Annotated in this window: 21 protein-coding genes; 12 read left to right on the top strand and 9 right to left on the bottom strand. The window is 63.9% G+C overall.

Annotated features, from left to right (window positions below; genetic code table 11):
• Positions 1-200: 200 nt before the first annotated feature.
• Entirely contained in the window at positions 201-2,354 is a 2,154-nt protein-coding gene (pnp, locus tag ACIPUD_RS08785) for a polyribonucleotide nucleotidyltransferase (protein WP_018455795.1), read from the top strand.
• Between the two features lie 76 nt (positions 2,355-2,430).
• Here the strand turns inward: pnp and katG are convergent, their stop codons facing one another.
• Positions 2,431-4,599, bottom strand: coding sequence for a catalase/peroxidase HPI (gene katG / locus ACIPUD_RS08780; RefSeq protein WP_446480397.1), 2,169 nt, complete (start codon positions 4,597-4,599; stop codon positions 2,431-2,433).
• 114 nt (positions 4,600-4,713) lie between these two features.
• On the opposite strand from katG, the gene ACIPUD_RS08775 reads away from it, so the two are divergent.
• From ACIPUD_RS08775 to ACIPUD_RS08760, 4 genes are all read left to right on the top strand, one after another.
• Positions 4,714-5,640, top strand: coding sequence for a hydrogen peroxide-inducible genes activator (locus ACIPUD_RS08775; RefSeq protein WP_018455793.1), 927 nt, complete (start codon positions 4,714-4,716; stop codon positions 5,638-5,640).
• Between the two features lie 7 nt (positions 5,641-5,647).
• Entirely contained in the window at positions 5,648-6,112 is a 465-nt protein-coding gene (locus ACIPUD_RS08770) for a GNAT family N-acetyltransferase (RefSeq protein ID WP_018455792.1), read from the top strand.
• A complete protein-coding gene (locus ACIPUD_RS08765) occupies positions 6,085-7,041 on the top strand; it encodes a hypothetical protein (protein ID WP_446480396.1) in 957 nt (318 codons plus the stop codon). Before ACIPUD_RS08770 ends, ACIPUD_RS08765 begins: the two co-directional genes overlap by 28 nt.
• A 72-nt stretch (positions 7,042-7,113) precedes the next feature.
• Entirely contained in the window at positions 7,114-8,001 is an 888-nt protein-coding gene (locus tag ACIPUD_RS08760; protein WP_240550533.1) for a hypothetical protein, read from the top strand.
• A gap of 88 nt (positions 8,002-8,089) precedes the next feature.
• Here the strand turns inward: ACIPUD_RS08760 and fabI are convergent, their stop codons facing one another.
• From fabI to fabA, 3 genes are all read right to left on the bottom strand, one after another.
• The gene (fabI, locus tag ACIPUD_RS08755) at positions 8,090-8,890 is read right to left on the bottom strand and encodes an enoyl-ACP reductase FabI (RefSeq protein ID WP_026233026.1); all 801 of its coding nucleotides are present in this window, start codon (positions 8,888-8,890) and stop codon (positions 8,090-8,092) included.
• A gap of 155 nt (positions 8,891-9,045) precedes the next feature.
• Positions 9,046-10,269, bottom strand: coding sequence for a beta-ketoacyl-ACP synthase I (gene fabB, locus ACIPUD_RS08750; protein ID WP_026233025.1), 1,224 nt, complete (start codon positions 10,267-10,269; stop codon positions 9,046-9,048).
• Between the two features lie 39 nt (positions 10,270-10,308).
• Entirely contained in the window at positions 10,309-10,830 is a 522-nt protein-coding gene (gene fabA / locus ACIPUD_RS08745; protein ID WP_007603915.1) for a bifunctional 3-hydroxydecanoyl-ACP dehydratase/trans-2-decenoyl-ACP isomerase, read from the bottom strand.
• A gap of 355 nt (positions 10,831-11,185) precedes the next feature.
• Here fabA and irrA point away from each other — a divergent pair, with 355 nt between their 5' ends.
• The gene (gene irrA / locus ACIPUD_RS08740; RefSeq protein WP_018455787.1) at positions 11,186-11,677 is read left to right on the top strand and encodes an iron response transcriptional regulator IrrA; all 492 of its coding nucleotides are present in this window, start codon (positions 11,186-11,188) and stop codon (positions 11,675-11,677) included.
• Between the two features lie 133 nt (positions 11,678-11,810).
• Here irrA and ACIPUD_RS08735 read toward each other — a convergent pair whose 3' ends face one another.
• Positions 11,811-12,341, bottom strand: coding sequence for an SH3 domain-containing protein (locus tag ACIPUD_RS08735; protein WP_026233024.1), 531 nt, complete (start codon positions 12,339-12,341; stop codon positions 11,811-11,813).
• 326 nt (positions 12,342-12,667) lie between these two features.
• Between ACIPUD_RS08735 and ACIPUD_RS08730 the strand changes: the two genes are divergently transcribed.
• Positions 12,668-13,669 carry a 2-hydroxyacid dehydrogenase gene (locus ACIPUD_RS08730; RefSeq protein ID WP_018455785.1) on the top strand — a complete coding sequence of 334 codons (1,002 nt, stop codon included), beginning with the start codon at positions 12,668-12,670 and terminating at the stop codon, positions 13,667-13,669.
• Positions 13,670-13,672: 3 nt separating this feature from the next.
• Here the strand turns inward: ACIPUD_RS08730 and ACIPUD_RS08725 are convergent, their stop codons facing one another.
• The gene (locus ACIPUD_RS08725) at positions 13,673-14,584 is read right to left on the bottom strand and encodes a LysR family transcriptional regulator (protein WP_247295885.1); all 912 of its coding nucleotides are present in this window, start codon (positions 14,582-14,584) and stop codon (positions 13,673-13,675) included.
• 115 nt (positions 14,585-14,699) lie between these two features.
• On the opposite strand from ACIPUD_RS08725, the gene ACIPUD_RS08720 reads away from it, so the two are divergent.
• On the top strand, positions 14,700-15,707 hold the full coding sequence (locus tag ACIPUD_RS08720; RefSeq protein WP_018455783.1) for an aldo/keto reductase: 1,008 nt from the start codon (positions 14,700-14,702) through the stop codon (positions 15,705-15,707).
• A 9-nt stretch (positions 15,708-15,716) separates the two neighbouring features.
• On the opposite strand, the gene ACIPUD_RS08715 is transcribed toward ACIPUD_RS08720, so the two are convergent.
• The gene (locus tag ACIPUD_RS08715) at positions 15,717-16,520 is read right to left on the bottom strand and encodes a HesA/MoeB/ThiF family protein (protein ID WP_018455782.1); all 804 of its coding nucleotides are present in this window, start codon (positions 16,518-16,520) and stop codon (positions 15,717-15,719) included.
• Positions 16,521-16,749: 229 nt separating this feature from the next.
• Between ACIPUD_RS08715 and ACIPUD_RS08710 the strand changes: the two genes are divergently transcribed.
• Positions 16,750-18,108 carry a serine protease gene (locus ACIPUD_RS08710; protein WP_026233023.1) on the top strand — a complete coding sequence of 453 codons (1,359 nt, stop codon included), beginning with the start codon at positions 16,750-16,752 and terminating at the stop codon, positions 18,106-18,108.
• A 77-nt stretch (positions 18,109-18,185) separates the two neighbouring features.
• Here ACIPUD_RS08710 and ggt read toward each other — a convergent pair whose 3' ends face one another.
• Positions 18,186-19,865 (bottom strand): gamma-glutamyltransferase, encoded by a 1,680-nt coding sequence (gene ggt, locus ACIPUD_RS08705; RefSeq protein ID WP_446480395.1) that lies wholly within the window; start codon positions 19,863-19,865, stop codon positions 18,186-18,188.
• A 239-nt stretch (positions 19,866-20,104) separates the two neighbouring features.
• On the opposite strand from ggt, the gene ACIPUD_RS08700 reads away from it, so the two are divergent.
• Positions 20,105-20,848, top strand: coding sequence for a nucleotide-binding protein (locus tag ACIPUD_RS08700; protein WP_446480394.1), 744 nt, complete (start codon positions 20,105-20,107; stop codon positions 20,846-20,848).
• 216 nt (positions 20,849-21,064) lie between these two features.
• Here the strand turns inward: ACIPUD_RS08700 and mutM are convergent, their stop codons facing one another.
• Positions 21,065-21,970 carry a bifunctional DNA-formamidopyrimidine glycosylase/DNA-(apurinic or apyrimidinic site) lyase gene (mutM, locus tag ACIPUD_RS08695; protein ID WP_446480393.1) on the bottom strand — a complete coding sequence of 302 codons (906 nt, stop codon included), beginning with the start codon at positions 21,968-21,970 and terminating at the stop codon, positions 21,065-21,067.
• An 81-nt stretch (positions 21,971-22,051) separates the two neighbouring features.
• On the opposite strand from mutM, the gene ubiE reads away from it, so the two are divergent.
• The gene (gene ubiE / locus ACIPUD_RS08690) at positions 22,052-22,813 is read left to right on the top strand and encodes a bifunctional demethylmenaquinone methyltransferase/2-methoxy-6-polyprenyl-1,4-benzoquinol methylase UbiE (RefSeq protein ID WP_085362017.1); all 762 of its coding nucleotides are present in this window, start codon (positions 22,052-22,054) and stop codon (positions 22,811-22,813) included.
• Positions 22,810-24,384, top strand: coding sequence for a 2-polyprenylphenol 6-hydroxylase (gene ubiB / locus ACIPUD_RS08685; protein WP_446480392.1), 1,575 nt, complete (start codon positions 22,810-22,812; stop codon positions 24,382-24,384). Before ubiE ends, ubiB begins: the two co-directional genes overlap by 4 nt.
• Positions 24,385-24,423 lie beyond the last annotated feature (39 nt).

Below are 24,423 nucleotides of genomic sequence, written 5' to 3'. Positions count from 1 at the left end.
GTCCAGCAGCAATCCGGCGGCTGGGCACAACGGGCAAGGCGCCCGTATGACCCGAAGGGATGGACGCCATCCGAAATCCAAAAACCATGGCAGGATCGCAGGACGCTGATCGCCCGCTTCGATCAACGTCCCGCAATCTTGCGCATGGTTTTTGTTTTTCGACCCGTCCTTCTTTCGAGAACCCATGAAAGAAGACCTCTATGTTCAATAAGCATTCAGTCGAGATCGACTGGGGTGGACGCCCTCTCAAGCTTGAAACCGGCAAGATCGCGCGTCAGGCCGACGGTGCCGTCGTCGCGACCTACGGCGAGACCGTGGTGCTCGCGACCGTCGTAGCCGCGAAGTCGCCGCGCGAAGGCGTTGACTTCCTGCCGCTGACCGTCGACTACCAAGAGAAGACCTACGCAGCCGGCCGCATTCCCGGCGGCTATTTCAAGCGCGAGGGTCGTCCGACCGAGAAGGAAACGCTGGTCTCCCGCCTGATCGACCGTCCGATCCGTCCGCTGTTCGTCGACGGCTGGCGCAACGAGACCCAGGTGATCGTGACCGTGCTCTCGCACGATATGGAGAACGATCCCGATATCGTCGCGCTGGTGGCCTCATCGGCTGCGCTGACCCTGTCGGGCGCTCCCTTCAAGGGCCCGATCGGCGCCGCGCGCGTCGGCTTCGCCAATGACGAGTTCATCCTCAACCCGACGCTCGACGAGATGGTCGACACTCAGCTCGACCTCGTCGTCGCCGGCACTGCGGACGCCGTGCTGATGGTGGAATCGGAAGCCAAGGAGCTGAACGAAGAGATCATGCTCGGCGCCGTGATGTTCGGTCACCGCCACTTCCAGCCGGTGATCAACGCGATCATCGAGCTCGCCGAAAAGGCCGCGAAGGAGCCGCGCGAGGTCACCGCGATCGACAATTCGGCGCTCGAAAAGGAAATGCTCGGCATGGTCGAGCAGGAACTGCGCGCCGCCTACGCCATTCCGGTCAAGCAGGATCGCTACGCCGCGGTCGGCAAGGTCAAGGAAAAGGTGATCGCGCACTACTTCCCGGAAGGCCAAGAGCCGAAATACGACAAGCTGCGCATCGGCGGCGTGTTCAAGGAGCTCGAAGCCAAGATCGTTCGCTGGAACATTCTCGACACCGGCAAGCGCATCGACGGCCGCGATTCCAAGACCGTGCGCAACATCGTCGCCGAAGTCGGCGTGCTGCCCCGCGCCCACGGTTCGGCGCTGTTCACCCGCGGCGAGACCCAGGCGCTGGTCGTGACCACGCTCGGCACCGGCGAGGACGAGCAGTACATCGACGCGCTGTCGGGAACGTACAAAGAGACGTTCCTGCTGCACTACAATTTCCCTCCCTACTCGGTCGGTGAGACCGGCCGCCTCGGCGGTACCAAGCGCCGCGAGATCGGCCACGGCAAGCTCGCCTGGCGTGCGATCCACCCGGTGCTGCCGCCGCACCACGAATTCCCCTACACCACGCGCGTGGTGTCGGAGATCACCGAATCCAACGGCTCCTCGTCGATGGCATCGGTCTGCGGCGCCTCGCTCGCGCTGATGGACGCCGGCGTGCCGTTGAAGCGGCCGACCGCGGGCATCGCAATGGGCCTGATCCTCGAAGACAAGCGCTTCGCGGTTCTCTCGGACATCCTCGGTGACGAGGACCATCTCGGCGACATGGACTTCAAGGTCGCCGGTACCGAGCAGGGCATCACCTCGCTCCAGATGGACATCAAGATCGAGGGCATCACCGAGGAGATCATGAAGGTCGCGCTCGGTCAGGCCAAGGATGGGCGTATCTACATTCTCGGCGAGATGTCGAAGGCGCTCACCAACGCCCGCGCCGAGCTCGGCGAATACGCGCCGCGCATCGAGACCTTCAAGATCGCCACCGACAAGATCCGCGAAGTGATCGGCACCGGCGGCAAGGTGATCCGCGAGATCGTCGAGAAGACCGGCGCCAAGGTCAACATCGAGGACGACGGCACCGTGAAGGTCGCCTCCAGCGACGGCGAGGCGATGAAGGCCGCGATCAAGTGGATCAAGTCGATCGCCTCCGATCCGGAAGTCGGCCAGATCTATGACGGCACCGTCGTCAAGGTGATGGAGTTCGGCGCTTTCGTGAACTTCTTCGGCTCCAAGGACGGCCTTGTCCACATCAGCCAGCTCGCCTCGGCGCGAGTGCAGAAGACCTCCGACGTCGTCAAGGAAGGCGACAAGGTCAAGGTCAAGCTGCTCGGCTTCGACGACCGCGGCAAGACCCGCCTGTCGATGAAGGTGGTCGACCAGGAGACCGGCGAAGACCTCGAGGGCAAGGGCGAGAGCCAGCAGCCCGCGCGCGAAGCGGCCGGCGAGTAAATCTCGCTACCTGCCAGAAACACGAAGGGCGGCCTCGCGGCCGCCCTTTTTGTTTGTCGCTTGCCGAACTTTGGAATCAGGCCGCGATGTCGTAGCGATCGAGGTTCATCACCTTGGTCCAGGCCTTGGCGAAGTCCTTGACGAACTGCTCCTTGGAATCCGACGTGGCATAGACCTCTGCGTAGGCGCGAAGCTGCGAGTGTGCGCCGAAGATCAGGTCGACGCGCGTGCCGGTCCACTTGACCGCGTTGGTCTTGCGGTCGCGGGCCTCATAGGTGCCGTCGGTGCCGGCCGGCGTCCACTGCGTGCTCATGTCGAGCAGGTTGACGAAGAAGTCGTTGCTCAGCGTTCCCACCTTCGAGGTGAGGACGCCGTTCTTCGAACCGTTCGCATTGGCACCGAGCACGCGCAGACCGCCGACGAGCACCGTCATCTCCGGGCCGGTAAGCCGGAGCAGCTGCGCACGATCGACCAGAGCCTCCTCGGGCATCATGAACTGCTGCCGCTTGCCGATGAAGTTGCGGAAGCCATCGGCCCGCGGCTCCAGCGGAGCAAACGAAGCGGCGTCGGTCTGCTCCTGCGAGGCATCCATGCGGCCCGGCGTGAAGCCGACCTTGACGTCGACGCCGGCATCCTTGGCGGCCTTCTCGACCGCGGCGGTGCCGCCGAGCACGATGAGGTCCGCCAGCGAGACCTTCTTCGCACCGGATGACGCGTTGAAGTCTTTCTGGATCGCTTCGAGCTTGCCCAGGACCTTCGAGAGCTGAGCCGGCTCGTTCACTTCCCAATCCTTCTGCGGGGCGAGGCGGATACGCGCGCCGTTGGCGCCGCCGCGCTTGTCCGAGCCGCGGAACGTCGAGGCCGACGCCCAGGCGGTCGAGACCAGTTCCGAGACCGACAGACCCGAGGCCAGGATCTTGGTCTTCAGCGAGGCGATATCCTGCTCGCTGGCCAGCTCGTGATTCACAGCAGGGATCGGATCCTGCCAGATCAGGGTTTCCTTCGGCACCAGCGGACCGAGATAGCGCACCACCGGACCCATGTCGCGATGGGTGAGCTTGAACCAGGCACGGGCGAAGGCGTCCGCGAACTGATCGGGATTCTCGAGGAAGCGGCGCGAGATCTTCTCATAGGCCGGATCCATACGCAGCGAGAGGTCGGTCGTCAGCATCGTCGGCCGATGCTTCTTGGACTTGTCGAAGGCATCGGGAATGATCGCCTCGGCGCCCTTGGCCGTCCACTGCTGCGCACCGCCCGGGCTCTTAGTCAGCTCCCATTCGTACTTGAACAGGTGCTCGAAGAAGTTGTTGCTCCACTTCGTCGGCGTCGTTGTCCAAGTCACCTCGAGACCGCTGGTGATGGAATCGCCGCCAATGCCGGAAGCGTGCTTGCTCTTCCAGCCGAGGCCCTGATCTTCGAGCGCGCCCGCTTCCGGCTCCGGTCCGACCAGCGACGGATCGCCGGCACCGTGGGTCTTGCCAAAGGTGTGGCCGCCGGCGATCAGTGCGACGGTTTCCTCGTCGTTCATCGCCATGCGGAAAAAGGTCTCGCGAATGTCCTTGGCGGCAGCGATTGGATCCGGCTTGCCGTTCGGGCCTTCGGGATTGACGTAGATGAGGCCCATCTGCACCGCGCCGAGCGGCTCGGCGAGCTGGCGTTCGCCGCTGTAGCGCTCATCGCCCAGCCACGTGCCTTCGGGACCCCAATAGAGCTCTTCCGGCTCCCAGACGTCGACGCGGCCGCCGGCAAAGCCAAAGGTCTTGAAGCCCATCGACTCCAGCGCGACGTTGCCCGCCAGCACCATCAGATCGGCCCAGGAAATCTTGCGGCCGTATTTCTGCTTGATCGGCCAGAGCAGACGGCGTGCCTTGTCGAGATTGGCGTTATCGGGCCAGCTGTTGAGCGGCGCGAAACGCTGCTGTCCGGCGCCGGCGCCACCGCGACCGTCGGTGGTGCGGTAGGTGCCCGCGCTGTGCCAGGCCATGCGGATCATGAGGCCGCCGTAGTGACCGAAGTCGGCGGGCCACCATTCCTGCGATTCCGTCATCAGAGCGGTCAGGTCCTTGATGACCGCGTTCAGGTCGAGCGACTTGAATTCCTTGGCGTAGTCGAAGTCCTTGTCCATCGGGTCGGACTTGGGAGAATTCTTGTGCAGCATCTCGATGCTGAGCTGGGTTGGCCACCAATCGCGGTTCGCCGGCACACGTTTTCCACCCGAAAACGGGCACTTTGAAGTGTCGTCCATGAATACCTCCTCTGGTGGCGTCGAACTCGCGCCTTTGACCAGGTAGAGGCACTCTAAGCTTCACGTTCGATCAGGGGAAGTTGACTTTAATGATCGCAGCGATAAGATTTTCTGATGCTAAACCTCACGCTGCGCCAGCTCCGTTATTTCGACGCCCTGGCGCGTCACAGTCATTTCGGGCGCGCGGCTGAGTCTTGCTCGATCTCGCAGCCTGCCCTGTCGATGCAAATCAAGGAACTTGAGGAGGCGCTCGGCGGTCTGCTGCTGGAGCGCAGCGCCCGGCAGGTGGCGCTGACCCGATTTGGCGAGGAGCTCGCGCAGCGCGTCCGCGACATCTTGCGCTCGGTCGACGAGCTCGGCGATTTCGCCCGCGCCTCGCAGGACCGGTTCTCCGGACGGCTGCGCATCGGCATGATTCCGACGATCGCGCCCTATCTGCTGCCGACGATCACCAAGAATCTGACGCGCATGCATCCGGAGCTCGACATCCGCGTGCGCGAGACGATGACGCCGCGGCTGATTCAGGAACTGGTGGAGGGTCGGCTCGATACCGCCATCGTGGCGCTGCCGGTGTCCGAGCCCTCGCTCACCGAGGTCGCCCTGTTCGAGGAAAAATTCCTGCTGGTGCGGCCGAGTGCGGATGAGGGAACGCCGGCACCGTCGCGGGAGATGATGCGCGAGATGCGGCTGCTGTTGCTCGAAGAGGGGCACTGCTTCCGCGATCAGGCGCTGTCATTCTGCAACATGCAATCGGCGCCGCCACGCGAGATGCTGGATGCCAATTCGCTGTCGACGCTGGTCCAGATGGTCAGCGCCGGCATCGGCGTCACGTTGATCCCCGAGATGGCGGTGTCAGTTGAGACGCGATCGGCCTCGGTCTCGCTCGCGCGCTTCCGCGACCCGCAGCCGTCGCGCACCATCGGCATGGTCTGGCGCAAGACCAGCCCGCTGGCGCGGCAACTCCTGCAAATCTCCGAGGTGGTGTGCCTGTCGGCGGGCAAGGTGCGCGCACGTCCATCCGTGCGCAGCAAGCCAACCTGAGGCCTCGATGTCGCATCCCATCATTCGCCCAGCCCGCGCGGACGAATACGACGAGATCGGCCGTATCTGGATGGAGAGCTGGGTCTCGACCGGCCTCGGCGAGACGAGCGACTTCCTGCTGGCAAACCTGCGTGCACGGATCCGGCGCGAGACCGAGGACGGCTGGAGCCTGTTCGTCGCCGACGACGACGGCACGATCGCCGCGATGCTGGCGCTGCATTTGCCAAAACTCTATCTCGACATGCTGTTCGTCGCGCCCGCCTATCAGGGCCAATCGCTCGGCCGCCAATTGCTTGGCTTCACGCGCACACAAATGCCCGACGAGATGTCTCTGCGCTGCATCCGCGAGAACGAAAAAGCCTGGCGCTGGTACGAGCGCGAGGGCTTTGTGTTCGAGAAAGAAGAGGTCGAGCCGTCGAACGGATTCATGATGAAGTATTATCGGTGGCGGCGGCAGCGACCCGCCGGATAGGCAGTGGTCGCCTGGTGCAGCTTGCGGTTGTCACGGTTCCAATTTACTGTGGCGTATCCGCCGTCCTCCTGCCCCCTGATCTCCCGGAATCGATGCTTCGAATTGCTGTCTCGCTGATCGCGTTGCTGTCCCTGCTCACCACGGCAGCCGCGCAAACCCCTCCCGCAACCACCGCGCCTCCCGCTCAGACGGCGGCGCCAGCCAAGAAGGCAGTCAAGAAGGCGGCGCCGAAGGCCAAACCGGCTGCACAACAGCCAGTTGCGGCGGAGAGCGGCCCCTGTCAGATCGGCGTCATTTCCGCGATCGGAGACCAGTTCTCGGTGCAACATGTCGGCCTCACGATGTTCGGCAACGAGTATATGGAGGCGCCGATCGAGACGTGGGGTATCGATGATCTGTTCGTCGCGAGGGTTCGCGCCACGGCTCCCGGCACGGCTGTCCGAAGGGTCGCTTACGCAAGCGGAGCCTTCAGGCCGTACTATCATCCGGAAGCGAAACTGTTCCGCAATGACCGCGACGACCTGACGGCGCTGGTGCGGCAGATCGCCGGAGCTGCAAATTGCGAACGCTACGTCGTAGCCACGAAAGCCCGCGTTTCGGTGGATGGCACCAATCAATCAATCGAGGGCCTCGGGGTCTACAAGAATTGGGCGAGCCCTTCCGGGCGCGGCGTCGTGGTTTCCTATTTCCGCATAAACGTTTTTGACGGACGGACTTTCGACATCCATCGGGCGCCTACCCGCAGCTTCGGCGATGTGATTGCTTCGAGTTTCTCCAACAAGAACGACAATATGCAAATCCTCAACAATCTCGAATTTCCCAAGACCCCTGAACAGGTGACCAGCAGTGCATTGCTGCGTGACAGCACACGCAGCCTGCTCACGGCCCAGCTGGACAGGTATCTACCCGCGTATATCAAGGGCGAGTAAGCGCCTTTGCCGAGGGGACGCGACAAAGACTATCGCTCGTCCGCTTCCTGCGGCTGGGCTGCATTTGACGTTTTGGCCCGGCTCGTCGTCCTTGCGGCCGTCGCGTGGTGCTTTTCGACATCTGCTTGGGCGCAGACCAAATTGGTACCACCAGGGGCGGAAACGGCAGGATCAGCCGTCAAGCAAAGCAACAACAAGACGACCACGCGGCGTGAAGCGACGGGCAAACCCGCTCCCGTGGTCGGCGGCCCGTGCGACTTCGGTGTCGTCGTCACCACCGGCGATGAGTTCACCGTGCTGACGACCGGCCTGACCGTATTTCAGCACAAGAAGACGGTCGTCCCGATCCCGGGCTGGGGACTCAATGATCTGATCTTCGCGCGGATTCGCGCCACGATCCCTGCCGGCGTGTCCGTTCTGAGAATCCCCTACAACCCGGCGAAATTTCCTCCCCGCGATGAGTCCAAGGACACATTGAAGGACAGGTTGTTCCGCGATCTCAATGCGGAGCTGGCCCAATACATGCGCGACGTCGTGAAAGGAACGAATTGCCGGCACTACATCCAGATCCTCAATTCAATCAGCCCTTTCGGGTCATCCAACTATACGGTCCGCGGCTTCGGCATCCTCAACCATGATGTGGTGCTCGGGCGTCGCATCTATCTCTACGCCCTGGCGTTTGTCCGCATCTTCGATGGGCGCGACTTCTCCGTTGTCAGACAGAGTTCTGCGCTGATCAACACGCATCATTCCCTTATGGTGCAGAGGCTCCTGGGCGTGCAAATCGGCGGCCCCTATCGCGAACTACCCGCAGAATCGTTTCCAACCCGCCCTGAAGATGCCGCCGACAATCCCGCACTGCGCGACGACGTGCGTGCCATGCTGACGGAAAGCCTCGACAAGACGCTGCCGCTGCTGATCGGGGTTCAACGAGCGGCGCGCAACAGCGACGCGCGCTGATCGACACGTCCTTCGCAGCAGGAACTGGTCTCGATTATTGAGAAATCGTGGGCACGTCGCTTGCGCGCCTTTGCCCACTCTACGAGAGCTAATCCTGCGCCTTCAAATCGTCCGGCCGCGGCATCAGGACGGTGTTGTAGCCGGAATCGACATAGTGGATCTCGCCGGTCACGCCGCCGGAGAGATCCGACAACAGATACAGCGCCGAGCCGCCGAGCTCGTCGAGCGTCACGCCCCGGCGGAGCGGCGAATGTTTTTGCATGAAGGCGAACATCGCGCGCGCCTCGCCGATGCCGGAGCCGGCGAGCGTGCGGATCGGGCCGGCGGAGATCGCGTTGACGCGGATGCCGCGCGGTCCGAAATCCGAGGCGAGATAGCGCACCGAGGCTTCCAGCGCCGCCTTGGCCACGCCCATCACGTTGTAGTTCGGCATCGCGCGTTCCGAGGCGCCGAAGGTCAGCGTGATCATGCTGCCGCCCTCCGTCATCAGCTCGGCGGCGCGTTTTGCCACTTCCGTGAAGGAGAAGCAGGAGATCACCATGGTGCGCGAAAAATTCTCGCGGCTGGTGTCGGCGTAGCGACCCTTGAGCTCGTTCTTGTCGGCGAAGCCGATCGCGTGGATCACGAAATCCAGCCGGCCCCACTTTTCGCGCAAGGCCGTGAATGTGGCGTCGACGCTGGCGATGTCCTCGACGTCGCAGGGCAGCACCATGTCGACGCCAAGCTGCTCCGCCAGCGGCTTAACACGCTTGCCCAGCGCCTCGCCCTGGAAGGTGAAGGCAAGCTCGGCGCCGTGGGCATGCAGCGTCTTCGCCATGCCCCAGGCGATCGAATGATCATTGGCGATGCCCATGATCAGACCGCGCTTGCCTTTCATTAAACCTTCCATTGCCTGATAGCTCCCATTATTCCGGCGTCATCGCCCGCCTTGCGCGCACTTGCGCACTGGGGCAGGCGATCCAGTATTTCGAGGCGATTACTGCAAATCGAGAAGTTGCGGCGTGCTGGATGCCCGCCTTCGCGGGGCATGACAGCGTGCCAAAATTACGCATCCAGCCGGCTGAACACCAGCGTGGCGTTGGTGCCGCCGAAGCCGAAGGAGTTCGACAGCACGGTGCCGATTTTGACGTTGTCGATGCGCTTGCGCACGATCGGCATGTCGGCGAACACGGGGTCGAGCTCCTGGATGTGGGCGCTCTCGCAGATGAAACCATTGTTCATCATCAGCAGCGAATAGATCGCTTCCTGCACGCCGGTTGCGCCCAGGGAGTGACCGGTCAGCGCCTTGGTCGCCGAGATCGGCGGGCACTTCTCGCCGCTTCCGAACACCCTGCGGAGTGCGTCGATCTCCGGCGGATCGCCGGCCGGGGTCGATGTCGCGTGCGGATTGATGTAGTCGACCTTGGTCTTCACGGTCGACATCGCCATGCGCATGCAGCGCTCGGCGCCCTCACCTGATGGTGCGACCATGTCGTAGCCGTCGGACGTCGCGCCATAGCCGACGATCTCGCCGTAAATGCGTGCGCCCCGCGCCTTGGCATGCTCGAGCTCTTCCAGCACCAGCACGCCGGCTCCGCCGGCAATCACGAAGCCGTCGCGGTTGACGTCGTAGGGACGGGAGGCCGTCGCAGGCGTGTCGTTGTACTTCGAGGACATCGCGCCCATGGCGTCGAACAGCACCGACAGCGACCAGTCCAGCTCCTCGCAGCCGCCGGCGAAGATGACGTCCTGCTTGCCGATCTGGATCGTTTCATAGGCATTGCCGACGCAATGGTTCGACGTCGCGCAGGCCGACGAGATAGAATAGTTCACGCCCTTGATCTTGAACCAGGTCGCAAGCGTTGCGGAGGCCGTGGAGGACATCGCCTTCGGCACTGCAAACGGCCCGACACGCTTCGGTCCCTTGGTGCGGGTGATGTCGGCGGCTTCGACGATGGTGCGCGCCGACGGACCGCCGGAGCCCATGATGATGCCGGTGCGAATATTGGAAATTTCGTCGGGCGAAAGACCGGAATCCTGGATCGCCTGTTCCATCGCGACGTGATTCCACGCCGCGCCCTGACCGAGGAAACGCATGGCGCGGCGGTCGACCACCGTCGAAGGATCGAGCGTCGGCGCACCCTGCACCTGGGAGCGGAAGCCGAGCTCGGCATATTTTTCAGCCCGCGAAATGCCCGACTTCGCCTCGTGAAGGCTCGCAAGCACCTCCTGGGTGTTGTTTCCGATGGAGGAGACAATGCCCATCCCGGTGACCACAACCCGCCTCATGACAGCCTCGCCTCAATCGTTGTCTTCGTGGTGATGCGCTCAGCCCAGGCTCGTGCCCTGCTTGAACAGGCCGACCTTCAAATCCTTTGCGCGATAGATAATCTGGTCATCCACCGAAAGCCATCCGTCGGCGATACCGAGCACCAGCTTTGAACGCATCACGCGCTTGATATCGATGTTGTACACAACCTTGCGGGCCTCCGGCAGCACCTGGCCGCTGAACTTCAGCTCGTTCAGGCCAAGCGCGCGACCGCGACCTTCACCGCCGCTCCAGCCCAGATAAAAGCCGACCATTTGCCACAGCGCATCGAGCCCGAGGCAGCCGGGCATCACCGGATCGTTCTTGAAGTGGCAGCCGAAGAACCAGAGGTCGGGCTTCACGTCGAGCTCGGCGCGCACCACCCCCTTGCCGAATTCGCCGCCGGTCTCGCTGATGTCCGTGATGCGGTCGAACATCAGCATCGGCGGCAGCGGCAATTGCGCATTGCCAGGGCCGAACATCTCGCCGCGGGCACATGCCAGCAGATCTTCATATTCGTAACCGTTGCGCCTGTTCAGCATGCGGAAGCCTTTGTGTTCAAACCCCGATTGAGCGGCGTTTCCGGCGAAAATGGGCCCCATCCTGTTCGAAAGGCGACATCTGTTGCCATTGTCAGACGAGAATACCGAAGGACCCTGGATGGATAGCGAGCGGCCCTCAATGCCGGGTCGCGCCAAAATGGGTTAAGCGGAACCGCGGGCTCTCTAACACAGGCCATTTCGGGTAGCAAAGCGCTCTCATGAAGGTAAAATGACGGGCCGCCACCCCGGTTCCCTGCCTGATTAGAACCACTCTAGTTGCGAGAAACTTGCATCTGCATCTATCTCTCCATATATGTTGGGCAACGACAGTGTTCACGCGTGCCCGAAGCTGGAAATGAACGAAAATAACGCGCCCCATCGCGACGAAGAGGCCCATGCGGCGGCTCTTATGTCCGGCCGCCAGCCGGCGTTGACCGGCTGCCCGTGGCACGACGTCAACGAAATGCTCCAGTCCGCAGGGCTTCGCCCCACGCGCCAGCGCATGGCGCTCGGCTGGCTCCTGTTCGGCAAGGGTGCACGTCACCTCACGGCTGAAATGCTTTACGAGGAAGCGACGCTGGCCAAGGTGCCGGTCTCGCTGGCGACCGTCTACAACACGCTGAACCAGCTCACCGATGCCGGTCTGCTGCGTCAGGTCAGCGTCGACGGCACCAAGACCTATTTCGACACCAACGTCACGACCCACCATCACTACTACCTCGAGAACAGCCATGAGCTGGTCGACATCGAGGATCCGCATCTGGCGCTGTCCAAGATGCCTGAGGTGCCCGCGGGTTACGAGATCGCCCGCATCGACATGGTCGTACGGTTGCGCAAGAAGCGCTGAGATCTATCCTGAACTGCTGATTTGATCGTCATGGCCGGGCTTGTCCCGGCTATCCACGTTATTCGGTCAGGCGTCGAAAAATGCGTGGATGCCCGGGCATGACGGTGGAGCAACAGTTCCGCTCCCGCCCAGATCAATTCACCTGCTCGTCCGAGTAGACGCCCCAGAGGCGCTCCTGCTGGATCCAGCCGTCAAAGCCGTTACCGCTGACGCGGCACCAGTTTGCAGTGCACTTCTTCACCTGGGTGACGACACCGGCCTGGAGCCTGGCCGCAACCGCGCTCTCGGGATCGGCGCGGTCGTAGATCGGCGCGAGCTCGTCCTTGTGCTTCATGGTGACGACAGCAGTACGGCGGCCCGACAGCAGCGAGTGATAGACCCAACCCTCGGCGCCCTCGGAATCGCGGACCCGGCGCCAGTTCTCGAACTCGGCGGTGATTTCGACCGGCAGGCCGGAACGGGTGTAGACCCAGGCGACGTCGTTGTCCTTGGTCGGGCCGGCGCGGACGTTGACGTGATCCGATTTCAGGCTGACGTAGCGCGGCACCGGGAGGCCTGAGGCCGTCTGAGGGGTGTTGTCCTTTGCCGAATGCCCGGGACTGACCGAAGCGCTCAACCAGGTGCAAACGAGCGCCATCACCGAACAAAAACGCCCCAACGCCATCAACCCGTCTCCTGTCGAAGGTCCGGCCGAGCCGGTCCCTCGCCCTAAATTCCCAAACCAGGCCGCTGTCGCCCCTGACCCCGCCCCACGCGGGTGTTCCCGAGCCCTTTACCCGTGGTTCTTGTCTTGGCCCGGCCTTCTGCTAGAGAGGACGGACATCTGAACAACCGGTTTGTCCCGATTTTCCGGCCGGAAATGTCGGGAGAGCTTGAAGGAAACGCCGGGGACGACACGGCAAGCGCAGTGTCGAACAACCGGGTTAATGAGGCCTCAACGGCCGGCCTTTGGCGACAGAGGCGGCTCGCAACGCCTCATGAGGGCAGGACATGTCGGTGAAGAAAAAGCCCCTCGTCGTGGTGACGCGCAAGCTTCCGGACTCGATCGAGACCCGGATGCGCGAGCTGTTCGACGCGCGGATCAATCTCGACGACACGCCGATGTCGCCCGAGCAGATCGCGGAAGCCGCCCGTACCGCCGACGTGCTGGTCCCAACCGTGACCGACCACATCTCCGCCGACATCGTCAACCAGCCCGACTGCAGGTTGAAACTGATCGCGAATTTCGGCAACGGCGTCGACAACATCGATGTCGAGGCCGCGCATGCCCGCGGCATCACCGTCACCAACACGCCGAAAGTTCTGACCGAAGACACCGCCGACATGACCATGGCGCTGATCCTCGCCGTGCCCAGGCGGATGATCGAAGGCGCCTCGATCCTGACGGAAGGAAAACCCTGGCCGGGCTGGTCGCCGACCTGGATGCTCGGCCATCGCATCGGCGGAAAGCGCCTTGGCATCATCGGCATGGGCCGCATCGGCCAGGCGGTCGCACGCCGCGCCCGCGCCTTCGGCTTGCAGATCCACTACCACAATCGTCGGCCGGTGGCGCCGAAGATCGCCGAAGAGCTGGGCGCGACCTATTGGGAAAGCCTCGACCAGATGCTGGCACGGATGGACATCATCTCGGTGAACTGTCCGCACACGCCGGCGACCTACCATCTGCTGTCGGCGCGCCGGCTGAAGCTTATTCGCAAGGACGCCTACATCGTCAACACCGCGCGCGGCGGGGTCACCGACGAGGACACGCTGATCAAGCTGATCGAAGGCGGCGAGATCGGCGGCGCCGGCCTCGATGTCTATGAGCACGAGCCCGCGGTGAACCCGAAGCTGGTGCGGCTCGCCAAGGCCGGCAAGGTGACGTTGCTGCCGCATATGGGCTCGGCCACGATCGAGGGCCGCGTCGAGATGGGCGAGAAGGTGATCATCAACATCCGAACCTTCCTCGATGCGCACAAGCCGCCGGATCGCGTGCTGCCGAGCATGCTGTGAGGTCTATTTGCTGCGTGTTTCGCGCTTGCGCCAGTCGGCAACGAAATCGATAAAGGCCCGCAGCGCCGGCGGCGTTTGTCGCCGGCTTGGATAGTACAGGAACGGCCCGGGAAACGGCTCGCACCAATCCTGAATCAGACTGACGAGCGCGCCGGACTTCAGGGCTTCGCCGACATAACCATCAAGCGTCGCCCAGATGCCGGCGCCGTCGAGCGCGGCGCGCATGGAAAGGCCCATGTTGGTCGAGATCAGCTTTGCCGGCGGATCGACCTTCACCAGCTGGCCGGCCTTCTCGAACTCCCAATCGTGCATGACACCGCTGGAGTAGCGGGCGCGGATGCAATTATGGTCGAGCAGATCCTTCGGATGCTCCGGCTTGCCGCGGCGCGCGAGGTAATCGGGCGAAGCGACTACGACATAGCTCTGCGGGCCGCTGAGCGAGATCGCCACCATGTCCTGCGCGAGATGCTCGCCATAACGTACGCCGGCATCGAAGCCCGCGCTGACGATATCGACAAACCCGCTCTCGGAAACGATCTCGAGGTCGACCTGCGGATAGGCCTTAAGGAACGGCCCGATCATGGGGGCCAGCACGAGATCGACCGCGGGTGGCGGCGCGTTAATGCGCAGCCGGCCCGAGGCCATCTCGCGCAGGCCCCGGACCTGATCGAGGGCCTCGCCGACATCGCGCAGCGCCGGAGCCACGCGCGACAGCAGCAGCTCGCCCGCCTCGGTCAGGGCGACGCTGCGGGTGGTGCGGTTCATCAGGCGGACGCCGAGGCGCTCCTCCAGGTCCCGCAATCGCTGGCTAAGGCTCGACACCGACACGCGAATATCGATCGCCGCGCGCCGGAAATTGCGGGTGCGGGCGACCGCCATGAAGACGTCGAGATCACGCAGGTCGGGCTCAGCCATTGTTCGTTAATGTGAACAAGCCATTCTCGATTGTCCAGCTTATCGGCGCAATCGATCAAGCGCATATCAGGCCTCGTCACGCGGCGCAGTCAGCGCCTTTTCGAGGAGAGCCATCATGGAACAGCGCAAACTCGGTTCGACCGGTCCCACCGTCTCCGCTCTCGGTCTCGGGTGCATGGGCATGTCCGAGGTCTACGGCCCCGCCGATCGCGGCGAGAGCATCGCCACGATCCACGCCGCACTGGATGCCGGCATTACCCTGGTCGACACCGGCGATTTCTACGCCATGGGCCACAATGAAATGCTGGTGCGCGAAGCGCTCAAGGAGGTGCCGCGCGACAAGGTGCAGATCAGTGTCAAGTTCGGTGCGCTGCGCGGTCCTGCCGGCGAATTCACCGGCATGGACACGAGGCCGGCCGCAACGAGGAACTTCCTAGCCTATTCGCTGCAGCGGCTCGGCACCGACTACATCGACGTCTACCGTCCGGCGCGGCTCGATCCCAACATTCCGATCGAGGAGACCATCGGCGGCATCGCCGATCTCGTGAAGGCCGGCTACATCAAACATATCGGCCTGTCCGAGGTCGGCTCCGCCACCATCCGCCGCGCGCATGCCGTGCACCCGATCGCCGATCTCCAGATCGAATATTCGCTGATCGAGCGTGGCATCGAACGCGACATCCTGACGACCTGCCGCGAGCTCGGCATCGGCATCACGGCTTACGGCGTGTTGGCGCGCGGCCTCATCAGCGGCCATTGGTCGAAGGACTCCGGCAAGACAGGCAAGGACTACCGGCTGATGACGCCGCGCTTCCAGGGATCGAATCTCGATGCCAATCTCGCATTGGTGGAGCAGCTGCGCGCCATCTCCGCTGAGATTGGCGCGACGCCGGCACAGGTCGCGATCGCCTGGGTGGCGGCGCAAGGCAAGCAGATCGTGCCGCTGGTCGGCGCCCGCACCCGCAACCGCCTCACCGAAGCACTCGGCGCGGCCAAGGTCACGCTGACGCCGGCTCATCTCGCCGTGCTGGCAACGGCCTTCCCGCCCGATGTCGCTGCCGGCACGCGTTACGCCGCTGAGCAGATGGCGCATCTCGACAGCGAGAAGCCGGCCACAGCATAACGTCTGCAATCAAGTGCGATGGGCGCTGAGATCGGTGATCACAGGCCCATCGCCATTGAGCGGATTGGCGGGATCGCGCGCGTAACGCAGCGTCTCGAAGCGCATCGCGCGCGCATCGATCATCAGGAGGCGGCCGACGAGGCCGTCGCCAAAGCCGACGATCTCGCGGATCGCCTCCAGCGCCATCATCGAGCCCATCACGCCCGCGAGCGCGCCCATGACGCCGGCTTCCGCGCACGCCGGCACGGTCCCGGGCGGCGGCGCTTCCGGGAATAGGCAGCGATAGGTCGGATTGAATTCGCCCTGCTCGTTTGTCTCATGCGCGCGGATGGTGGTCAGCGAGCCATCGAAGGTGCCGAGCGCCGCCGTGATCAGCGGCCTCTTGGCGAAGAAGCAGGCGTCCGAGGCCAGATAGCGGGTCGAGAAATTGTCGGAGCCGTCGAGCACGAGGTCATAGTCCCCGATCAGCGACAGCGCATTGTCGGCATTGAGCCAGGTGGCGTGACCGACGAAGCGGACATGCGGGTTGAGCGCCGAGATCCGTTCGGCCGCGCTCTCGACCTTGTGCCGGCCGATATCGGGCGTGGTGTGAATGACCTGGCGCTGGAGGTTCGACAGCGACACCACGTCGTCATCGACCACGCCGAGCGTACCGATGCCGGCGGCCGCCAGATACATCAAAGCGGGCGCACCGAGCCCGCCGGCGCCGATCACCAGCACGGAGGCCCGCTTCAGCGCAGCCTGGCCGGGGCCACCGACATCGCGCAGCACGATATGGCGGGCATAACGTTCGAGTTCGTCCGGGCTCAGCATCGTTATCCTTCCAGATCCTCTCCTCATGGTGAGGAGGCGCGAAGCGCCGTCTCGAACCATGCAGGCCCCGCTGCGGCTGCACGGCCTTCATCCTTCGAGACGCCGCTTACGCGGCTCCTCAGGATGAGGAGCTAGACCTCTCCTGCCGGTCTGAACCACCGCAACATTGTTCGCGACCAACGAGATGTGCTTCAATGGCATTGCGTTCAATGGGCGGGCTGGATTTGTCATGAGATCGATGCTTGCGGCAACACTGATGTTTGCGGCTGCGACAGGCGCGAACGCCCAGATGACGACACCGCAGCTTCCCGGCACCAAGCCGAAGCCGGTCCAGACCGTTCCGATCCGGCCTCCTGCATTGCAGACGCCGGCTGCGACGGCCGATGCCATGGCGCAGGCGGAGCGGCTGTCGCTGCAGTCCGACCTCGCCTGGGTCGGCCAGTATAACGGCGCCATCACCGGCGACGTCAGCGCGCGCCTGGTCGAGGCCATCAAGGAGTATCAGAAGGCCAAGGGCGGCAAGGCGACCGGCGTGCTCAATCCGCAGGAACGCGCAGCGCTCGCCGAGACCGCGCGCCGCAAACAGGACAGCGTCGGCTGGAAGATCGTGACGGAAATGACCAGCGGCGCGCGGCTCGGCATTCCCTCAAAGCTGGTGCCGCAGCAGGCGACCGACGCCAACGGCTCGAAATGGACCTCGCCCACTGGCACGGTGCAGGTTCTGCTCAGCCGCCGCAAGGAGGCGAACCCGACCACAGCCAAGCTTGCCGAAGCGGAGAAGAAAGAGCCGGGTCGCAAGGTCGACTACACCGTGGTAAAGCCCGACTTCTTCGTGCTGTCGGGTCTGCAGGGCCTGAAGAAATTCTATTTGCGCGGCACCTCCAGGGGTGACGAGGTCCGCATCATGACGATCCTCTACGATCAGGCGACCGAGAACACGGTCGAGCCGGTCGTGATCGCGATGTCGAGCGCCTTCAACGCGTTTCCGTCGGGGCCACAGGCGGGGCCGCCGCCACGCAAGACCGTCGAATATGGCACCGGCATTGTCGTCAGCGACGATGGCGCGATCCTCACGGACCGCCTCGTCACTGATAGCTGCCTCGCGATCACGATCGCCGGCTATGGCAGCGCCGACCGTCTCGCCGAGGACCGGGAACACGACCTCGCGCTGCTGCATATTTACGGCGCCCGCGGCCTGGAGCCCCTCAACCTCGCGGCCGGCGCAGCGAAGACGAGTGTCGATGTCATCGGTATCGCGGATCCGCAGAGCCAGGGCGGAGCCGCGGGTGTGTCGAGCCTCAAGGCTACGCTGGCATCCGTCGGTGGTGGCGATTCCCCACTCTCACCGCCACCGTCTGTCGGCTTCTCCGGCAGCCCCGCCATCGACGGCGACGGCAAGTTCGCCGGCATCGCACTATTGAAGCCGGCGATGGTTGCGGGCCCCGCGACGTCGGTGCCGGCGTCGCAGGCGGTGATGGTCTCCGCGGAGACGGTGCGCGATTTCCTGAAGGCGAACGGTGTCGCGGCGAACGGAACGTCCACAGATGCGAAAGCCGCTGTCGTGCGCGTGATCTGCGTGCGCAAGTAGCTCTCGTGTCCCGGGCGCGGTGCGGCATGAAATGCGCGCCGCTGAAGAAGCGCTGCGCTGCGTCCGGGGCATGAGACCTAGCTCAGCCTGAACCTGATCCCGGCCTTCGCAAGACCACCCGAGATCCCGACCGGCGTGCCGTCCGCACGCCAGCAAGCGGCGCCACTCATGGTGCCGTCGTCGTGGAAGGCGATACCATTCATGCCGCCGGCGACTGCCGCGACAGGCTGCACCTTGTGGCCGAGCTCCGCGAGCTTCGCGCGCACGCTCTCCGGCACCCTCTGCTCGACCTCAAGCGCATTGCCTTCGGTCCAGACCCGCGGCGCCTCGACTGCTTCCTGCAAGCTCATACCGTGGTCGATCAGATTGAGCAGCGCCTGCATCGCGCTCGGGAAGATTCGTTTTCCGCCGGGCAAGCCGAGCGCATAGCGCAACTTTCCATCACGGAGTGCCATCATCGGCGACATCGAGGTCGTCACCCGCTTGCCCGGCGCCAGCGACAGGGCGTGGCCTGGACGCGGATCGAACAGGTTCATGTAGTTGTTGGCGATGGCGCCCAGGCCCGGGATCATGATCTTGGCGCCGAACAGATTGTTGATGGTCTGCGTGGTCGCAACCACGTTGCCGAACGCATCCGCCGCCGTCATGTGCGTGGTGTGAGCGCCTTCAAGCTGCGACACGCCGGCGCCCCAGCTCTGCGCCCGTGCCGGATCGATCGCAGCGCGGCGCTCCTCGGCGTAGGCCTTCGAGGTCAGCCGCTCCACGGGGACGCCGACATAATCAGGATCGCCGCTGGCCGCGGCGCGGTCGGCGAATGCGATCTTCAGGACCTCGGCAAGATAGTGGATGGTCTCGGGCGTACCGAAGCCGAGGCCTTGGATGTCGTAGCCTTCCAGGATGTTCAGCATCTGTGCGATATGCACGCCGGAAGCCGCGGGCGGCGGCGGGCCAAAGATAGTCCAGCCGCGGTAATCGGCGCGGATCGGCTGCCGTTCGTCGGTCTTGTAGCTGGTGAGATCGTTGCGCCGGATGAAGCCGCCGGCCTTTTCCATATAGTCGACCAGGATATCGCCAAGCGGCCCCTCATAGAGCGCCTTTTCGCCGTGGTCGGCGATATGCCGCAACGTCTCGGCATACTCGGCCTGTACCACGCGCTCGCCGACCTTGAGCGGCTCGCCGTCTGGCAGATAGATCGCCGCGATCGGCTTGTCCTTGCGCATCTCGGCGGCGCTCTCGGTGATGCATTCGTGCAGATAGGGTGTCGTCGCATAGCCGCGCGCGGCGTGCTTGATCGCGGGCTGCATGACGTCGGCAAGGCTCATGGTGCCGAAGCAGCGCAGCGTCTCGCACCAGGCTTTCAGCGAGCCCGGCGTGGCGACCGCCTTTGGTCCGTTGAGATTTTCATTGCCGACGGTGTCGAACACATCATGCGCGGAACCCGGCGTGGGGGTGTAGCTGGTGTCAAGCACCGCCGCGGGCACGGTGCTCTGTCCGTCGATGAAACGGTGGCTGCCGTCGGCAAGCCGGATGTGCGCCATGCCACCGCCGATGATGCCCACCATCATCGGCTCGACCACGGTCAGCGTGAACAGGGTCGCTATCGCGGCGTCGATGGCGTTGCCGCCGGCGGCCAGCATCTCCGCGCCGGCGCTGGAGGCCAGTGGATGGTTGCTGACCACCATGCCGCGGCTCGATACCGCGGGCATCTTCTGGCATTCGAAATTCGTCGCCGTCCGGTCGCGCCAGTTTCCGCCCATGCCGCTTGTCCTTATTATTCACGGCTGCAAGCACAGCACACGTACGAGTACGGGTCCAGTAATGGTACGGATTCGTTGGCATTCCCGATTCCGCCATCATCGTGACTGCTGATTCGGACCTCCGCGATCCCCTTTGGATCGGGCCGGCACGTCCTGAGCGAGAAGAGCTCAGCATCGAGATCGATGCACGTTCGCGTGGCGTTTCCCGAGACCCAAGCACTCCAAAGGATTGATCTTCAATGCACACGATCGCACTGGCCACCCAAAAGGGTGGCAGCGGCAAGAGCACGCTCGCCATCGGCCTCGCGCTGGCAGCCAAGCATGCTGGCTTCACCGTTCGCCTGATCGAAACCGACCCGCAGGGCACACTGTCCAACTGGCAGCGCCGCCGCACCACCGATGATCTCGTCGTCGAGCCGATCTATCACGCCGCCGACATCGAACCGCGCCTAAAGATGCTGGCCGACAGCGGCCTCCAGCTCGCGATCGTCGATACCGCCGCCGGCCTCAGCGCAGCGACCACCGCCGCGATCCGCCATTCTGACCTCTGCCTGATCCCGGCCCGTCCGAGCGTCGCCGACATCGAAGCCACCGTTTCGACGCTGAGCGTCGCGCGCGCCTGGAAGCGGCCTTACAGCTTCGTGCTGAACCAAACCCCGATCCGCGGCCAGCGCATCGACAACGCCGCCAACACGCTCGCCGAGGAAGCAGCGCTTGATCTCGCCGAGGTGCTCGCGCGTCCCCTGATCGTGATGCGCAACGATCACCAGGACTCGCTCGCCAGCGGCCTTGCGGTGAGCGAATTCGCGCCGAACGGCAAGTCGACCGAGGAGATCCGCGGCCTCTGGCATTGGATTGAGACCCGGCTCGAGCTCGACCTCACCACCAATGTCTTGATCGACCAGGTCATCGCGGCCGCGGACGGAACGTTGCACGTCGCCGCCGAGCTGGCCGCCGATGAAACTGCGATACTGGCGTCCTGAGCGGGGGTATCGCTCGGATGGCAGCCGGACCTTCACCATCCGGAAGGGCCTTAGCGACGAAGCAATCCGGCCACCAGCCCGGCCGGATTGCTTCGCTTCGCGTTTTTTTGTGAAGGCGCTATCCCCGCCGTCATTGCGAGCGTAGCGAAGCAATCCAGAATCTTTCCGCGGAGGAATTCTGGGTTGCTTCGTCGCAAGGGCTCCTCGCAATGACGCTCACTTCTGACATTTCGGACACCAGAACGTCGATCGGCCGTTCTGCGTAAAACGCTTCACGGTGCCGCCGCAGCGCGGCGTGGTGCATTTCTCGCCTTCACGGTCGTAGACCTTGAAGGAGTGCTGGAAATAGCCGAGCTCACCCGAGGTCTGGCGATGGTCGCGCAAGCTGGAGCCGCCGGCTTTGATGGCGTCGTTCAGCACGGTGTGGATCGCGCCGACCAGTCGCTTTGCATGGTCGGTCGGCTCGCCCCCGGCAACGCCCTTGCGTTGTCCGGCCTTGGTCGACAACGTCGCGGCGATCCGGCGCGGCGACAGATGCGAGCGATGCAGGGCTTCGCAGACATAGATATTGCCGAGCCCGGCGACCACGCGCTGATCGAGCAGCGCGGCTTTCAGGCTCGTGGTCTTGCCGGCGCAGGATCGCGCCAGCATCGCGGCGTCAAATTCGTTGCCAAGCGGCTCGGGCCCGAGCCCGCGCAGCAGCGGCTCCTCGTCGAGCGCGCTGCGCGCGATCACTTTCATGTAACCGAAGCGGCGCGGATCGTTGAAGATGATGTCGGCGCCGGAGGACATCCGAAACAGCACGTGATCGTGCGCGGAGTCCTTGGCTCGCGGATAGTGAAACTCGCCCGGCGCCGCCTCGTTGTCCGGCTTGATGACGCGAAACGAACCCGACATGCCCAGATGCATCAACAGCACGTCGCCGGAGGTGAGATCGGCCATGAGATATTTTGCACGGCGGCCGAGCCCCGTGACGACCTGCCCCTTCAGTCGGGCCACGAAGTCCGGCTGGAAAGGAAAGCGCAAATCAGGCCTGCGGGTCTCCGCGACCAGGATTTTCGCACCCTCCATGACAGGCTGAAGGCCGCGGCGGACGGTCTCGACTTCGGGCAATTCGGGCATGGTCAGGCATTCACCTTATGAGGGCGGTGTGATAGCGCCATTGCGGCGGGCGCGCTATGGTCCGCCTCGTGGAGTAGAGTAATGGATCGGCCGGGCGAAACCACGCATTTTGGCTTCAGGGACGTCCCCCTGGGCGACAAGCAGACGCTGGTGAACGATGTGTTTCACAGCGTGGCGTCGCGCTATGATTTGATGAACGATTTGATGTCCGGTGGGCTGCATCGGGTCTGGAAGGACATCATGATCACCGCGCTCGACCCGCCGCGAGGCGACCGGCGGTTCGCGCTGCTCGACGTTGCCGGCGGCACCGGCGACATCTCGTTCCGCGCCGCCAAGGCCGCAGGCCCCGGCTTCCATGCCACCGTCTGCGACATCAATTCCGGGATGCTGGAGGTAGGCCGCGAGCGCGCCGCAAAGCGGCATCTCAAGACCCAGGTCGATTTCGTCGAGGGCAATGCGGAAGCGCTCGCCTTCGCCGACCGCAGCTTCGACGCATATACGATCGCTTTCGGCATTCGCAACGTGCCTCGGATCGATCTCGCGCTGGCCGAGGCCTATCGCGTGCTCAAGCCGGGCAGCCGCTTCCTCTGTCTGGAATTCTCCACCGTCGAGATGCCCGGACTCGATCGTCTTTATGACCTGTTCTCGTTCAAGGTCATCCCGCCGCTCGGCCGCATGATCACGGGTGACGCCGAGTCCTACCAATATTTGGTCGAGTCGATCCGCAAGTTCCCAAGACCCAACGCCTTCGCCGATATGATCCGTAATGCCGGCTTCGCCCGCGTGAACTGGCAGATATTGTCCGGCGGCATCGTCGCACTGCATTCGGGCTGGCGTTTGTGATCTCTGCCATAACCCATAGTGCGCGCCTGATGCGCGCCGCGTTCGTATTCGCGCGCGAGGGCGTGTTCGGCGCCGTCGATCCCAGCCTGGTGCCGCCGCCCGGACAGCTCGCGCTGAAGCTTGCGCGCATCGTCGAACGGGGCGGCCCTAAGGACGGGCCCCGGCTGTCGCGCGCGCTGACCCGGATGGGCCCGGCCTATCTCAAGCTCGGGCAATTTCTGGCGACGCGCCCCGATGTGGTCGGCGTTGCCATGGCGCGTGATCTGGAAAGCCTGCAGGATCGCCTGCCGCCGTTTTCGCAAGTCGAAGCGGAAGCCGTGATCGCGACGTCGCTGGAGCGCCCGCTGACGGACGTATTCGCGAGCCTCAGTGCGCCGGTCGCAGCGGCCTCGATCGCACAGGTGCATCGGGGCGAAGTCTTGCGCGATGGCATCCGCAAGGCAGTCGCCGTGAAAGTGCTGCGCCCCAACGTGGCCGCACGCTTCCGCCGCGACCTCTCCGACTTCTTCTTCGTCGCATACAAGGCCGAGTCCTATTCGTCCGAAGCGCGGCGCCTGCGTCTCATCGAGGTCATCAACACCATGTCGCGCTCGGTCGCGATGGAGATGGACCTGCGCCTCGAGGCCGCGGCGCTGTCGGAGATGGCGGAGAACACGCGCGACGATCCTGATTTCCGCGTACCGACCGTGGACTGGGACCGCACCACGCACAACGTGCTGACGATGGAGTGGATCGACGGCATCGCGCTGAACGATCACAAGCGCCTGGCCGAGTCGCAGGTCGACCTGCCCGATCTCGGCCGCAAGGTGATTCAGAGTTTCCTGCGCCACGCGCTGCGCGACGGCTTCTTCCACGCCGACATGCATCCGGGCAATCTGTTCCTGGATGACGCCGGTCGCCTCGTCGCGGTTGATTTCGGCATCATGGGCCGGCTGGGCATGAAGGAGCGGCGCTTCCTTGCCGAAATCCTGCTCGGCTTCATCACCCGCGACTATCGTCGTGTCGCGGAAGTGCATTTCGAGGCAGGCTACGTCCCGGCGCATCACTCGGTCGAGAACTTCGCGCAAGCGATCCGCGCCATCGGCGAGCCCATTCATAACCGCACGGCGGAAGAGATCTCGATGGCGCGGCTGCTGACGCTGCTGCTCGAGGTCACCGGCCTGTTCGACATGACCACGCGGCCCGAGCTGATCCTGCTCCAGAAAACAATGGTGGTGGTCGAGGGCGTGGCACGCGGCTTCGATCCCAAGCTCGACATCTGGAAGGTCGCCGACCCCGTGGTGCGGGAATGGATCGAGCGCAATCTCGGTCCGATCCGCCGGGTCCAGGGCGCGATCTCCGGCACCGGCGATCTCGCGCGCATCCTGATGCGCCTGCCTGATATCGCCGCGCGCTCGATTACGGTGCTCGAACAGCTGGAGACCATGACCCGGGAGGGCATCCGGCTGTCGCCGGAGAGCATCGCGGCGATGGGCCGCAGCGAAGGCCGCAAGAACCGTTGGCGCACCGTGGCGCTCTGGATCATCGCCGCGACCTTCATCGGCATCCTGATCGCCGTCCGGAATCTTTGATTGCAGTGCAATCATGCGAATGATAGCATCGCCATCATT

Source organism: Bradyrhizobium sp. CAR08 (assembly GCF_052871955.1).
This window is presented reverse-complemented; position numbering and strand designations above follow the sequence as displayed.